We start from the raw sequence: 13,007 nt of genomic DNA, 5'->3' as shown, positions 1-13,007 counted from the left end.
ATACCGGAACATCGCCACAGATTTTCGGTACACCTGTAGATATCGCAACACCAACAATTAATGCCCCCGGCTCAGGCAATCCTACTGGGCAATCAGCAAACACTGTTACGGGTCTATTTTACAACCTCTCAGACAGTAATGATGATATTTTGCTGTTCTCACTGCCCTCGACTGCTACTGGTAAACAAATCTTAGCCCTATCTGGCAGCGATAAAATTACCGGCACCAGCGGCGCTGATACAGTTAACGGAATGCAAGGAGCCGATACAATTGACGGAGGTGCGGGTAATGACTGTTTATCCGGCGGTAAAGAGTCAGATTCCCTTGAAGGTGGTGCTGGCAACGACCAAATATTAGGCAACAATGACAACGATACTCTTACCGGAGGAGAAGGCAATGATACTATCCGGGGCGGTAAAGAGAAAGATAGCCTAACTGGTGGTGCTGGCGACGACTTTCTCTATGGCGATCGCCATCAAGATTTTCTCACCGGTGGCGATGGAAACGATACATTTGTCTTAGGTGGGGGACAGATAGCCGCAACCAGTTTAACAGATGCAGATGTGATTACAGACTTCAAGACTGGCGACAAAATTGGTCTCACCGACGGGAATACATTTGGCGGCCTCTCCTTTGAAAATGTCAGTTTGACTCTGACTGGACAACCTGCTGTCAATTCTATAGCAATTAAAGTTAAAGCCGACTCCAGTTATTTGGGTATCGTTCAAGGGGTAGCGCAAAGCGCTTTGACGGCAAATGCTTTTGTGATTCTGTAGCATGGGCTTTGTCCACTCTATTTGAGTGAAATTAATCGCGATCGCCTTTGAGTTTGAGAGGAGGCGATCGCACTTGTATTCTTCCTGTTCGAGGGGCGATCGCACTCATCACCATGTGCCAGTTGCGTCCATGACCACGAATTTCAAAGGTGGTACCCGCCACGTGATTTATCCGTGGGCTCAATCCAAAATCTAAAATCTAAAATCCTCAAGCCCCCGAATTGATCTCGCGCAAGTCAATCCAAAATCTAAAATCTAAAATCTAAAATCGAATGACTGTCCTCATCTTCCCCATCCCCCCATCTTTTCCATCCCATCATCCTCTTCTGCTCCTCAGCACCTATACTTAAAATTGGGATCTTACAGTTAATTTTTTTAAACCGAATGTTCAGCATTGACATCATTGTGAAAAATACGCCCGTCTCGCTGTCGGTGCAGCGGAAGTTGGAGGAAGACGCTGAGACTGTTTACCAGCAGGTACTGGCGGCGATTCGCAACTCCCAACCGCAAATTTTGGAACTCACCTGCGAGAAAAATCCTGAGAAAAAGGTGGCTGTACTCAGCAGCGAGATTTCTGGGGTGGTGGTTTCTCAGAAATCGGGGGCGTCATCTACAGGCAGATCCCCTGGTTTTGTCTCGATGACAGCAGAATGAGGGCTGGGGGTGTTGGTGCCGATATGAGCCAGTCAGCCGTTGCTGTGCGGGATTTGGGTTTTTGCTGGCCGTCGGGCGATCGAGTGTTGCAAGGTTGCTCTCTGGATGTACCCAAGGGCGAGTTTTGGATGCTTTTGGGTACTAACGGCAGCGGCAAATCTACGCTGTTGAGGCTGATGGCTGGGCTGCTGCACCCCCAGTCGGGAGAAATTGACCTGGGTGGGCGGGTGGGTTTTGTGTTCCAAAACCCCGACCACCAATTGGTGATGCCGACGGTGGGTGCGGATGTGGCTTTTGGTTTGGTGGAGGAAAATCTTTCTAACGTTCAGGTGCGGGAGAGGGTGGCGGAGGCTTTGGAGGCTGTGAATTTGCTGGATTTGCAGCGGCGGCCGATTTATGCTTTGAGTGGGGGCCAGAAGCAGCGAATTGCTCTTGCTGGGGCGATCGCCCGTCACTGCGAAATTCTGCTGTTGGACGAACCGACGGCTTTGTTAGATCCTGATTCTCAGTTGGATTTGGTGGCGGCGGTGCAGCGGTTGGTGAAAAATCGCGGGATTACGGCTTTGTGGGTGACTCACCGTTTGGATGAGTTGAATTATTGTGATGGGGCTTTTTTGTTGGAAAAGGGCGAGGTGGTCGATCGGGGAGATCCGGCGCGTTTGAAGCAGCGGTTGATGCAAAGTCAAGATGTTTAGCTGTTAAGCAATTTGAGTCATAGTCGCGGCCGGGGCGGGTTTATCTGAATTTCTCACTTGTGTTGTAGATTAGGGTGAACCCGCCCCTACGGTATTTGTGATAATTAACCCGATATAATCTAACTAAATTCACCGCAATCCCCGATCGCGCAACCAAGCATCTGCCCAAATTGTATCGGCTTCTGACAGCGGTGGTATGACTTCCCAGTTGCGATAATCTATCTTGAGGTCGTAACTTGCTATGTCGTAAATTTGAGTGAATAATTCCTGCAAATTGATTATAGGTTCGGTATCGCCCGATCGCAGTGGTAAAGGAAAAGCAGGCAGCGGGTTCTGCACGTTAAAAGCGTACAAATCTGCTCTGGGACGGCGATTTCCCCGACACACCAAAACGCTATAGTGGCTTTCAATGTCATTGCCAATAACTGGCATTCTTTGACCGCGCCGCAATAAATCTATTTCAATTAAATGAGTGCGACTGGATAAAATTTCTTCTCGCTTTTCTTCGTACATTTGTCGCCCTTTTCCTGTGCGCTTATTGCTAGGCGAGAGGAGTTCAATCAGGGTGATTAGTTCTTGGTTTCCTCTTTCTCTAATTTCTAAATAGCCTTCCCGAACCTGGTAGGGCATGGGAATATTTACTGTCAAGGGTTGTGTTGGGGGCGCTGCAATGGCTACGTTTGATGTGATTAATTCGGTTGTAGTTCTTGGCTGAATTACGTTTACATCAGGAATGCCAATTGATAAATTGTCGTCAGCGGTTTCATAGATTCTCACTTCCAACGAGACTAAATACTTAGGACGCAGTTGGGGAGACAAAAATCTAAAAATTTCACTAATTAACAAGTGATGTAGGGCAGGCCAGAGTTCAGGATGCTCTAAATACGGGTCCATACCGGGGAAGGGAGATGGCATTGATGTGACTCCTTGACTCAAATCTATTTCCAGTTTAGTTGAATATTTGTGGAACAGGCATCTTGCCTGTTTCTTGGGCGGGCAAGATGCCCACCCCACAACATATTTTAATGTTTGTGGAACCGGCATCTTACCTGTTGTTCACACTTTTCAACGCTTAAACTTCGATCGACAATTGTGCCGGAATTGGAACGCTGTTTTCATCTAACACAGACACCGCATTTAGGAAAACAATTGTATGCGGGACTGCGGGCATTAAGCGGCGCAGTGCATTTAGGTAAGATTCGGCATCGGGGCGGCGGGCGAAACGGGCGACTGTTAAGCGCTGACAGTTGGGGAGGTGGCGAATTATGCACCAAGGTTGAAGTCGATCGCGATATGTCGGTTGTTTTGGTATCATAGGAAAATCCTTCCCACTTTTGTGGGTGGTGAATGAAAGGCGATCGCCCTTGATTTCTCAGGTCCGAGGGCGATCGCTTATTTATGTTTTATATTAAACTCGAATACTCGAGTGTTGTCAAGAGGGAATGGGACGAATTAGGCTGCGAGTTCGAGAATTTGCTCAAGAGAAGGGTTGGAATCTGACAGAAGTATCCAAAAGAACAGGTATTCCATATACCACGATCATTACCTATGCCAATTCTCCAGGCATGGCTACCGTTGACTACACAGCTTTGGACAAGATGGCCCGTGCGTTCGATATTGCGATCGAAGATTTAGTTGAGATTTTGGAACAGTAAACTGATTTGTCAGCGGGAAGATGGGATTAATTCGGTTGCGGGTTCGAGAACTAGCTGAGGAAAAGGGTTGGACGCTCAAAGAAGTCTCTGACAGAACGGGAATTCCCTACAGCACGGTTAAAAAATACGCCCAAGCTCCCAAAATGGCAACGGTGGACTATACGGCTTTGCAGAAACTTGCTGCTGTCTTCGATGTGATGGTGGAAGACTTGGTTGAGGTTTTGGAACGGTAAACTGATTTGTGATTTAGTTTTTGCACTTCTTGCAACAGTCCGTCGGGGGTTGAAACCCCCGCCTCAAAGCTCAAGTCGTCTAAAGACGACTGAAAAGGCGATCGCTCTCCGCTTCAATCCTTTTTTGCAACAGTCCGTCGGGGGTTGAAACCCCCGCATCAAAGCTCAAGTCGTCTAAAGACGACTGAAAAGGCGATCGCTCTCCGCTTCAATCCTTTTTTTTAAATTTTGAATCAATCATTTCTTCAGTCCACAAAGCGTGGACTTTCGTTTTGAGGCAGGGGTTTAAACCCCTGCCGGAATGTCGCAACAAATGCAAGATATTTGTTCGATGCCCTCCCAAAGTTCAGAAAGGGGTAGAGTTTGTCCGGTTACAGCTTGTCGCCAGGATGTGCGAAAGCTTTCTCCTGAAAAATCTGTGTCTGCTTCGGGCGTGATTTGGTTTTCTAGAGAATGGGTTTGTTGAATGATTGTGGATAGTGTTTTTAGGAGTTCAAGCTGCTCTGTAAATGAAAGTGACCGAGCCAGATTGATGGTTTGTTGAAGTTGCGATGTCATGGTGTATCCTCCATCTTTAATTTTTCATTTTGCATTTTTAAGCGTGAGCAACTATTCCAACATACTGAAAATCTCAGAAGTGACTAAACGTTACTCTAAGTTTATCAAAATTCCGAAAAAAAGGGAGAAATTATCACTCTCCCCTCCTCCTCTGCGCCTTTACGGTTGATTCCCCTACTTCATCTCATATCCAAACAAATTCGGATCGACTTCACCCAAATTCAAATCTGCCAAACCATACTCAGCCCAACGCCTTTCTACCATCGCCGCCACATCCGGATCGGACTCCAAAACTTCCCCCCATTCGTGATCGGTTTCCGGCGGCATCTTCGTAGTAGCATCAATCCCCATTCTGCCTCCCAAACCAATCTTTTCACTGGCAAAATCTAACGTATCAAAAGGCGTATTCGGCAGAATAAATACATCCCGAACCGGATCGACTTTAGAACTAATTGCCCAAACTACTTGACGCGGGTCGCGAATGTTGATACTTTTATCCACAACAATCACAAACTTAGTGTAAGTAAACTGCGGTAATGCACTCCAAAATGCTAAAGCAGCCCGGCGCGCTTGACCGGGATATGCTTTATCGATCGAGATAATTGCCGCTTTATAACTCAGCGCTTCCATCGGTAAGAAGAAATCGACAATTTCCGATACTTGCTGCCGCAAAATAGGGGTATAAATACGGTTAAGCGCGATCGCCATCATTGCTTCTTCTTTCGGCGGCCGCCCGCTAAATGTCGTCAGATAAATCGGGTCTTTGCGGTGCGTCATGCAGTGGAACCGCACCAACGGCGAATCTTCCACGCCACCGTAATAACCCATGTGATCCCCGAAGGGCCCGTCGGGCAGAACTTCCCCCGGCGTAATCGTTCCTTCTAACACGATTTCCGAGTCCGCCGGTACTTCCAAATCTACGGTTTTGCACTTCGCCAATTGCACGCCGGAACCGCCGTAAAGTCCGGCAAATAACCATTCCGATAAATCTACAGGAATTGGCGTTGCTGCGGCGAGAATAATCAGGGGATCGACTCCAAGGGCGATCGCAACTTCCAACTTTTTACCAGCCTGCGCCGCTTTCCGCAAGTGTCGCGCCCCGCCCCGCACCGATAACCAGTGTACAGTCATCGTGTTTTTTGACTGCAACTGCAACCGATAAACCCCCACATTCGGCGTACCCGTTTCGCAATCTTTGGTAATTACCAAACCCAGGGTGATAATTTTGCCCGCATCTCCCGAATAAGGGCGAATCATCGGGATTTTGTTCAAATCCACCCCTTCTCCCTCAAATACCACTTGCTGACAAGCTGGGAAAAAGTCGCGGCCGGGTTTGGCTTTCACTACGTCAAACAACACTTTGCCGAATTCTATCGCTTGGGAAATCTTTTTCGGCGGTTTTGGCTGTTGCAGCATTCCCAGTTTTTTGCCGAGCTCTTCTAGTTCGATCGGCTTTTCCATGTTCATCGCCCAGCAAACGCGCTCTTCCGTACCCAACAGGTTGATTGCGACGGGGAATTCGGCCCCTTTGACGTTTTCAAACAGCAGTCCAGGGCCGCCTTTTTGCAGCATTTGGTTGGAAATTTCGGCAATTTCGAGGTCGGAATCGACTAAAGCGCTAATCCGGCGCAGTTGTCCCCGTTCTTCGAGTAGTTTTAGGAATCCCCGCAAGTCTCTAGCCATTTTTTTTAAGAATTGTTAACGTTCTTTTGTTATTATGAGCCGATCGACTACCACAAGTTACTCCTGAACCGCTCAAAAGATACGTATTTAACGAACCGCGAAGACGCCAAGGGCGCGAAGGAAGAGAAAGAAGAAGATAGGTAATGCCTTGTTGGGTTCGGGAGGAGGCTGCAATAATAGTTACATGAAATGTCCTCGATGTGAATCTGACCAACTTCGTAAAAACGGCCGTCCCAACGGTCATCAGCGGTATCTTTGCAAAGCTTGTCGCAAACAATTTTTTGAGCCGCCCAGTCCGCAGTCTTTAAGTCGCCCATGCACGGAAACACGGTTAAGCGAAGCTATCCCGCATGAAATCGCCCCTGCAACCACCACAGAGTCAGGCGGGATTGCGATTTTGCTGTTAGATGCCGAAAATCTGAAACTTAAGCTTAATACAGAACAATTTTTAGCGGGTTTGTGCGACTATCCCCTGCAAGTTAAAATTGCTTTTGCTAACTGGAAAAATCCGAGTACGGGGAAGTTGGATGCTGAACTTTACGATCGCGGTTACGAACTGATTCACGTTCCGGGCGGTGCGAATAGTGCTGATGGTAAAATGATTGCCTTTGGCGCTGCTATTTTATATCGATATCGGGATGTGCGACAAGTTTTTGTCTGTTCTTCGGATGGTTTGTTAAATCATCTTTGCAATCAGTTGCAAAATCAGGGAGTGACTGTGTTTCGGGTGCGTCGGCAAAATTCGGTTTTGTCTGTAGAAAACTGTCAGAATGGTGAGAGCAAGCACTATTCTTGCGAAAGGGAAGAGGAAATCCCTAGTTTTGAGGAATTGGCTAATCAAGTTGCAGAGTTGTTGAAGGCTGAACACAAATCTATTGATGAGCGAATCGCTCGTTTTTCTAGTGTAGCTGAGCTTTTTCAAGAGCGCCGTAATGTTGCGTTCAATTCTACAAATTCCCCAGCAGCAGCACTGGCGGAGTCAGCACAAAACCAACTTCCCCCGGTGCTTGAACCATCTTTGGCGACCGTTGCTGTTCCTCCAAATATTGCGGAGCAAAATTTGCCAGAAATAATACCGGCTGTCAATTCAAAGGCTATTGAGTCGCTGGATGTTTTAAAAAATATACTTGTAGAAATAATTGACTCTGCAAAAAATGAGTTGAAAGAGGATGCTATTCCTGTAACAAGAATTAAGAAAGTTTTTTTTGCTAAATATCACTCTCATGCTGATTTAATTGTAAAAAGCTTTTTGGGTAAAGCTTCTAGTTTAATCAAATTTTTGCAGTTGCAATCAGCTACTTTTAAAATAAAATTAATCGGCACCGAACATCAAGTGGGACTCGTTCAACAACCCTCCGATTCAAAAATTGAATTATCTGCCGCCCTCGAAGCATCGGTAGCAAAAATTGTAATGGCATTAACTGCTGAATCTCCAGGTAGTTACATTCCGATTCCCCAGGTAGCCGGCGAATTTAAAAAGCAATACGGTCAACCAATTACTAAAAAGCTGAAATCGCTGGATTTGGACACCAAATTTGCCGATTTTTTGCAGTCCTGTAAAATATTTAAAGTTAAGAAAAAAGGTAAAATTTATGAAGTGGCGATCGCACAGTCAGCTCCCTGATGTATTTAAGAAATCAGGTTTCCAAGTTTTGGTCGAAAAATTTAATCTATTATTAACCAAAATTTAAGACAAGCTTATTCTTTTATTATTTAATCTATTATTAACCAAAATTTAAAACAAGCTTATTCTTTTTGCTCCCTTTCCTTGCGGATTTCAGTCTATCCTAGGTCGTAGATTTGCAAAGTCGGCTATTAAGGGAGAGGAGGAGTATGAATTTTTTCACAGGACGTTGGCGACGTAGTTTTATAGTGACACTAGCAGCAGCAGCATTTTCGCTGACTTTGATTAGTTCCGCTGTAGCTGCTGTTACCCTAAACGGTACGGGAGCCACTTTTCCGAAACCCCTTTACGATCGCTACTTCTCTCAGATGAGAAGCCCAACTGGCATTACAGTCAACTATGAAGGAACTGGCAGCGGTGCTGGCATCAAAGCATTAATTTCAGGCAACGTTGATTTCGCAGGCAGCGATGCGCTGATGACTGCTGCACAAATCGCTGAGGTAAAGCGGGGTGTAATAGCTGTTCCGACTGCTGGCGGCGCTGTTGCAGTTGTTTATAACTTGCCCGGAGTGACCAATCTGAGGCTAAGTAACGATGCCATGAAAGGCATCTTTGAAGGGAAGATTACTCGCTGGAACGATCCTAAAATAGCCGGAATTTCTGGACAAGCTAAAGGCTTGCCAAATACTGCGATTCGAGTAGCTGTACGGGCAGACAGCAGCGGTACTAGCTTTATTTTTGCTAATCACTTGCAGGCAACTGGTAGCACCATCAAAGCTGCCGCGCAGCCGAATTGGCCAGACAACGCTGTCAGGGGTCCAGGAAACCCCGGCGTAGCTGCTTTGGTGAAGAATACAGCGGGTGCGATCGGCTACGTTCAAGATACTTTTGCTCGGCAAAACAATCTCCAAACAGCATTTATTCAAAATAAAGCTGGCCGGTTTGTAGAGCCTAGCTTGGCTGAAGCAGAGAAAGCTTTAGCAGGGGAAACATTCCCCGCAGATTTCCGCTTAGTAGAAGGCAATCCTAACGACGGTTATCCGATTGTTGGTTTGACTTGGCTGTTAATCTACAAACAGTACCCTGCTGCGAAAGCAGATGCTATTAAAAAGATGGTTAATTGGGTGATGACTACGGGTCAAGGTATCAACAAACAGCTAGAGTTTACTACAATTCCTTCAGCTACAGCTCAAAAGGTGGTTCAAACAGTGAATCAGACTGTGGTTGCCAGAGGTTAATTGGGGCTTTTCAGAGTTAGGGATTTTGAGTTCAATGTATGGCTCAGAACTCATATTTTGTATAGCAATATTCCTGATGTATGAGTGCCAATAAATCTGCCCTTTTCCCGCATTCCGGCAGGGATTTAAATCCCTGCCTCATAGCGAAAGTCCTCGCTATGAGGACTAGGAATAATGACTGATGTAACAAGTTCGGCAGAGATTTAATCTCTACCTTATACCGAAAGTCCTCAAGTCCTCGCGAAGGAGAACTGGTAATAATAGACTATCCATAAAGTGGGTTTTTACCCAGATTTATTTTGGGGAATTCCAACAGTCCTCTTGAGAGGACTTTAGCTTTGAGGCGGGGGTTTAAACCCCCGCCGGACTATCGCAATACCAGATCATCCTGCTGCAGGATAGCAGGATAAATGCGTACCCTACAAGCTTGTCTTTCGATCGAATATTTCGCTTTTTACGCAATAACTCGGCTATGACCAATTTTTCCAAAAGACCGAAAATATCAACTCGGAAACCGACAGAAATAAACACAGAAGTAGATTTGACAGATACTGCTGGTGAAGGTCTATGGATGGAGTCAGGATTTACAGTATTTGTGTGGGGTTTTGCCCTAGCTACAGCGGGTACGTTGTTTTTGATGAGTGCGGTAATTTTTAAAGATGCTTGGCCTGCTATTAGCAAATTTGGACTCTCATTCTTGTGGAATCCCAAGTGGGATATCGGCGAGTTGCAATTTGGGGCTTTGCCGTTTATTTACGGTACTGTAATTAGTTCTGCGATCGGCATAATCATCGCACTTCCTTTAGGGCTGTCAGTAGCTATAGTTACTAGCGAGAACTTCTTACCCGTTTGGGTGCGATCGCCCTTGGGATTCATGGTGGAATTAATCTCGGCCATTCCCAGCGTGATAGTTGGGCTGTGGGGAATCTTTGTTTTGATTCCCTTTTTGTTGCCATTGCAGCAGTCATTGTTCGAGAATTTCAGTTGGTTTCCCCTGTTCAGTAGCGAACCTTTAGGCCCCGGAATGCTCCCGGCCGGAATACTGTTATCGATTATGATTTTGCCCACAGTAGCCGCCATCAGCCGCGATGTCTTGCTGTCGGTTCCAGTAGATTTGCGAAGTGCTTCCATGTCCCTCGGCGCCACCCGCTGGGAAACGATATTCAAGCTGTTATTACCAGCAGCTAGTTCGGGGATTATCGGCGCCACCATATTAGCATTGGGACGCGCATTAGGCGAAACAATGGCCGTCACAATGGTAATTGGCAACTCGATTCAAATTAACCCATCCGTGCTCGCTCCCAGCTACTCAATTCCTGCTGTTTTGGCAAGTCAATTTCGCGAAGCTATCGAACCGCTGCACACCGGCGCTTTGATGTATTTAGCCTTAATTTTATTTGTGATCACTTTGTTGGTAAATGCGATCGCAGTATTGTTAGTTCAGCTAATTGGGGCCAAGAAAGCTAAAACTTAACATCATCGAAAGCAATTTGATCGCAATCCGCACCGCCGGATTTCCCCGCTGGTTCCATCTAAAATCTCAAATCTCAAATCGCATGACTCAAGCCCAAAATTCCAACAGTATTCTGGATGCAGAAATCAACAATCCCCTGTCGCTAAGCCGAACTTTTTTCAGCCGGGGAATGACAGTTATCGCTTTCGCTCTGACAGCTCTCGCCCTGCTCCCTTTGTTTGCTATTTTATACAAAATTCTGGGGGAAGGACTGACACATTTGAGCTGGGAAGTGCTATTGTCTCTACCAGCACCCGTCGGAGTTGAAGACCAGCCCAACGGCTTTGCAAATGCCATTCTCGGCACTGCTTTAATGGTAGGAATTGCGACATTAATCAGCGTACCCATAGGCGTAATGACGGGAATATTTTTGTCGGAGTTTGGTAGAGAAAACAAAGCGATTACCAATAGTATCCGGTTTATAACCGTCATTCTCAGCAGCGTTCCCTCGATCGTAGTTGGCGTCTTTTCCTATGCCCTAATTGTCGTTACCACCAAAGCATTTTCATCCTTAGCAGGCGGTTTTGCCCTCGGCATCATCATGCTTCCAGTGGTTGCTCTGACAACAGAACAAGCATTAAAATTAGTGCCTACTTCTTACCGCCTCGCTTCTGCTGGTTTGGGAGGCGGACGCTTTCAAACGATGTTTCGCATTATCATACCCTCAGCACTTCCAACTATTACCACAGGTATTTTACTCGCTGCTTCCCGCGCCGCCGGCGAAACCGCACCGCTGATTGTAACAGCGTTGTCGAGTCAATTTTGGCCTCCTTTAGTTGATAAGTTGGGCGAGATAATGCAGTCCCCCATTGGTGCAGAAACCATCTTAAAACTCAAAGAAATTCCAGAGACACTGCTAACTCCGACTCCTTCTATGTCGGTATTAATATATAGCTACGCCAGCTCTCCTTACAAGGAGCAGAACGAATTGGCGTGGACTGCTGCCTCTGTCCTTTTGGGGATGGTTTTAATTGCTAGCGTCGCATCCCGTACAGTAACTCGGAAACGCTTGCAAAACCGATAAATCAATAACTCAAGTGCATCTATCCGTCAAATATTAACAATATAACCAGGCAAATAATGAAACCTAAAGCTAACTTGAAATCGGAAGACTATACACATCAATTCCTAGAAGATGCCACCCCGGAAATTGACCCCAATGCAATGCCAGCACTGCGGGTTCAGGACTTGAGTTTTTATTACGGAACTCACAAAGTCTTAGAAAATTTATCGATGAATATCCCTCATCCGCAAATTACGGCGATTATTGGCCCTTCAGGTTGCGGCAAATCTACCTTTCTCAAAGCTCTCAACCGGATTGGTGAATTGGAGGGAAAGGTTCAAATTAAAGGAAGAGTAGAGTTTTTTGGACAGGATATTTACAGCCCGAAAGTAAACATTAATAGTTTGCGTCGGCAAATTGGGATGGTGTTTCAAAGACCAAATCCTTTTCCGCTGAGCATCTACGATAATATTGCTTACGGCGTGAGGATTTTTGGTCGCAAAAGCAAAGCAGAATTAGATGAAATTGTGGAATCTGCACTCAAAAGTGCGGCGCTTTGGAATGAAGTCAAAGACGATTTGAAGAAATCGGCTCAGGGGATTTCGGGGGGACAGCAGCAGCGACTTTGTATTGCTCGCGCTTTGGCTGTGAAGCCGAAAATTTTGCTGATGGATGAACCTTGTTCTGCTCTTGATCCGATTTCAACGATGAAGATTGAGGAGTTATTTCAGACTCTGCGGCAGCAGTTAACTGTTGTGATTGTGACGCACAATATGCAGCAGGCTGCTCGTGTTTCTGATTACACGGCATTTTTTAATACTGATGAAAGTCGCATCGGCCGCCTGGTTGAATTTGGCCCGACAAGTAAAATTTTTACTTCTGCGGGCAATTCGAGTACGAGAGATTACATTCAAGGCCGTTTCGGTTAATACTTACATCTTGAGCCTCTTTCAGAACAGGCAAGATGCCTGTTCCACAACAGACAAATATTTTTGTGCAGGCATCTTGCCTGCTATATTTATGTTTTCAGAACAGGCAAGATGCCTGTTCCACAACAGGCAAGACAAATATTTTTGTGCAGGCATCTTGCCTGCTATAGTTATGTCTTCAGGACAGGCAAGATGCCTGTTCCACAACAAACAGACAAATATTTTTGTGGAGCTGGCAGGTTGCCTGCTATAGTTATATCTTCAGAACAGGCAAGATGCCTGTTCCACAACAGGCAAGACAAATATTTTTGTGGAGCTGGCAGGTTGCCTGCTATAGTTATGTTTTCAGAACAGGCAAGATGCCTGTTCGGTAGTGCCCTGAAGGAAAGGATCGAGTAAGTTACTATTAGAGAGAAGTGTTTACCATAGTGTGATATGACAATAGA

General features: G+C 46.0%; 17 protein-coding genes and 1 pseudogene. 13 read left to right on the top strand and 5 right to left on the bottom strand.

What is annotated here, in order from left to right; genetic code table 11:
- The coding region (locus QUA00_RS15345) for a calcium-binding protein (RefSeq protein ID WP_333410138.1) at window positions 1–776 on the top strand (776 nt) is incomplete at its 5' end.
- 31 nt (window positions 777–807) lie between these two features.
- On the opposite strand, the gene QUA00_RS15340 is transcribed toward QUA00_RS15345, so the two are convergent.
- On the bottom strand, window positions 808–939 hold the full coding sequence (locus tag QUA00_RS15340; protein WP_333139016.1) for a hypothetical protein: 132 nt from the start codon (window positions 937–939) through the stop codon (window positions 808–810).
- Window positions 940–1,160: 221 nt separating this feature from the next.
- Between QUA00_RS15340 and QUA00_RS15335 the strand changes: the two genes are divergently transcribed.
- Window positions 1,161–1,430 (top strand): hypothetical protein, encoded by a 270-nt coding sequence (locus QUA00_RS15335; protein WP_190663726.1) that lies wholly within the window; start codon window positions 1,161–1,163, stop codon window positions 1,428–1,430.
- A gap of 23 nt (window positions 1,431–1,453) precedes the next feature.
- Entirely contained in the window at window positions 1,454–2,125 is a 672-nt protein-coding gene (locus QUA00_RS15330) for an ABC transporter ATP-binding protein (protein ID WP_333307499.1), read from the top strand.
- A 129-nt stretch (window positions 2,126–2,254) separates the two neighbouring features.
- Here QUA00_RS15330 and QUA00_RS15325 read toward each other — a convergent pair whose 3' ends face one another.
- The gene (locus tag QUA00_RS15325; protein ID WP_333410164.1) at window positions 2,255–3,040 is read right to left on the bottom strand and encodes a DUF4058 family protein; all 786 of its coding nucleotides are present in this window, start codon (window positions 3,038–3,040) and stop codon (window positions 2,255–2,257) included.
- A gap of 157 nt (window positions 3,041–3,197) precedes the next feature.
- Window positions 3,198–3,440 carry a hypothetical protein gene (locus QUA00_RS15320; protein WP_333139012.1) on the bottom strand — a complete coding sequence of 81 codons (243 nt, stop codon included), beginning with the start codon at window positions 3,438–3,440 and terminating at the stop codon, window positions 3,198–3,200.
- 127 nt (window positions 3,441–3,567) lie between these two features.
- Here QUA00_RS15320 and QUA00_RS15315 point away from each other — a divergent pair, with 127 nt between their 5' ends.
- On the top strand, window positions 3,568–3,780 hold the full coding sequence (locus QUA00_RS15315) for a helix-turn-helix domain-containing protein (protein WP_096831645.1): 213 nt from the start codon (window positions 3,568–3,570) through the stop codon (window positions 3,778–3,780).
- A gap of 20 nt (window positions 3,781–3,800) precedes the next feature.
- On the top strand, window positions 3,801–4,013 hold the full coding sequence (locus QUA00_RS15310; protein ID WP_190663748.1) for a helix-turn-helix domain-containing protein: 213 nt from the start codon (window positions 3,801–3,803) through the stop codon (window positions 4,011–4,013).
- A 285-nt stretch (window positions 4,014–4,298) separates the two neighbouring features.
- On the opposite strand, the gene QUA00_RS15305 is transcribed toward QUA00_RS15310, so the two are convergent.
- Both QUA00_RS15305 and QUA00_RS15300 read right to left on the bottom strand, forming a co-directional pair.
- Window positions 4,299–4,571 (bottom strand): hypothetical protein, encoded by a 273-nt coding sequence (locus tag QUA00_RS15305; protein WP_333139009.1) that lies wholly within the window; start codon window positions 4,569–4,571, stop codon window positions 4,299–4,301.
- Between the two features lie 174 nt (window positions 4,572–4,745).
- On the bottom strand, window positions 4,746–6,254 hold the full coding sequence (locus QUA00_RS15300) for a UbiD family decarboxylase (protein ID WP_333410137.1): 1,509 nt from the start codon (window positions 6,252–6,254) through the stop codon (window positions 4,746–4,748).
- A gap of 190 nt (window positions 6,255–6,444) precedes the next feature.
- On the opposite strand from QUA00_RS15300, the pseudogene QUA00_RS15295 reads away from it, so the two are divergent.
- The 8 genes and pseudogenes from QUA00_RS15295 to QUA00_RS15260 all read left to right on the top strand — a co-directional run.
- Window positions 6,445–6,540, top strand: a pseudogene (locus QUA00_RS15295) (IS1/IS1595 family N-terminal zinc-binding domain-containing protein); the annotation flags it as partial.
- A 111-nt stretch (window positions 6,541–6,651) separates the two neighbouring features.
- Entirely contained in the window at window positions 6,652–7,878 is a 1,227-nt protein-coding gene (locus QUA00_RS15290) for an NYN domain-containing protein (protein ID WP_333410163.1), read from the top strand.
- Between the two features lie 209 nt (window positions 7,879–8,087).
- Entirely contained in the window at window positions 8,088–9,116 is a 1,029-nt protein-coding gene (pstS, locus tag QUA00_RS15285) for a phosphate ABC transporter substrate-binding protein PstS (protein WP_333410136.1), read from the top strand.
- A 472-nt stretch (window positions 9,117–9,588) separates the two neighbouring features.
- Window positions 9,589–10,590 (top strand): phosphate ABC transporter permease subunit PstC, encoded by a 1,002-nt coding sequence (gene pstC / locus QUA00_RS15280; protein WP_333410135.1) that lies wholly within the window; start codon window positions 9,589–9,591, stop codon window positions 10,588–10,590.
- 82 nt (window positions 10,591–10,672) lie between these two features.
- A complete protein-coding gene (pstA, locus tag QUA00_RS15275) occupies window positions 10,673–11,653 on the top strand; it encodes a phosphate ABC transporter permease PstA (protein ID WP_333410134.1) in 981 nt (326 codons plus the stop codon).
- Between the two features lie 56 nt (window positions 11,654–11,709).
- A complete protein-coding gene (gene pstB, locus QUA00_RS15270; RefSeq protein ID WP_333139000.1) occupies window positions 11,710–12,561 on the top strand; it encodes a phosphate ABC transporter ATP-binding protein PstB in 852 nt (283 codons plus the stop codon).
- A 35-nt stretch (window positions 12,562–12,596) separates the two neighbouring features.
- Window positions 12,597–12,731, top strand: a complete 135-nt coding sequence (locus tag QUA00_RS15265; protein ID WP_333410133.1) for a hypothetical protein — start codon at window positions 12,597–12,599, stop codon at window positions 12,729–12,731.
- 22 nt (window positions 12,732–12,753) lie between these two features.
- On the top strand, window positions 12,754–12,960 hold the full coding sequence (locus QUA00_RS15260) for a hypothetical protein (RefSeq protein ID WP_333410132.1): 207 nt from the start codon (window positions 12,754–12,756) through the stop codon (window positions 12,958–12,960).
- Window positions 12,961–13,007 lie beyond the last annotated feature (47 nt).

Source organism: Microcoleus sp. T2B6, assembly GCF_036700475.1.
Classification (GTDB): domain Bacteria; phylum Cyanobacteriota; class Cyanobacteriia; order Cyanobacteriales; family Microcoleaceae; genus Microcoleus.
The sequence above is the reverse complement of the archived record's forward strand: the minus strand, read 5'-3'. Positions and strand labels throughout refer to the sequence as shown.

Coding starts and splice junctions, on each gene's coding strand:
- pstB (WP_333139000.1), top strand. CDS start 11,710: ATGAAACCTAAAGCTAACTTGAAATCGGAAGACTATACACATCAATTC.
- QUA00_RS15330 (WP_333307499.1), top strand. CDS start 1,454: ATGAGCCAGTCAGCCGTTGCTGTGCGGGATTTGGGTTTTTGCTGGCCG.
- QUA00_RS15310 (WP_190663748.1), top strand. CDS start 3,801: ATGGGATTAATTCGGTTGCGGGTTCGAGAACTAGCTGAGGAAAAGGGT.
- QUA00_RS15315 (WP_096831645.1), top strand. CDS start 3,568: ATGGGACGAATTAGGCTGCGAGTTCGAGAATTTGCTCAAGAGAAGGGT.
- pstS (WP_333410136.1), top strand. CDS start 8,088: ATGAATTTTTTCACAGGACGTTGGCGACGTAGTTTTATAGTGACACTA.
- QUA00_RS15260 (WP_333410132.1), top strand. CDS start 12,754: ATGCCTGTTCCACAACAAACAGACAAATATTTTTGTGGAGCTGGCAGG.
- QUA00_RS15300 (WP_333410137.1), bottom strand. CDS start 6,254: ATGGCTAGAGACTTGCGGGGATTCCTAAAACTACTCGAAGAACGGGGA.
- QUA00_RS15325 (WP_333410164.1), bottom strand. CDS start 3,040: ATGCCATCTCCCTTCCCCGGTATGGACCCGTATTTAGAGCATCCTGAA.
- QUA00_RS15305 (WP_333139009.1), bottom strand. CDS start 4,571: ATGACATCGCAACTTCAACAAACCATCAATCTGGCTCGGTCACTTTCA.
- QUA00_RS15335 (WP_190663726.1), top strand. CDS start 1,161: ATGTTCAGCATTGACATCATTGTGAAAAATACGCCCGTCTCGCTGTCG.
- pstC (WP_333410135.1), top strand. CDS start 9,589: ATGACCAATTTTTCCAAAAGACCGAAAATATCAACTCGGAAACCGACA.
- QUA00_RS15265 (WP_333410133.1), top strand. CDS start 12,597: ATGCCTGTTCCACAACAGACAAATATTTTTGTGCAGGCATCTTGCCTG.
- QUA00_RS15320 (WP_333139012.1), bottom strand. CDS start 3,440: ATGATACCAAAACAACCGACATATCGCGATCGACTTCAACCTTGGTGC.
- pstA (WP_333410134.1), top strand. CDS start 10,673: ATGACTCAAGCCCAAAATTCCAACAGTATTCTGGATGCAGAAATCAAC.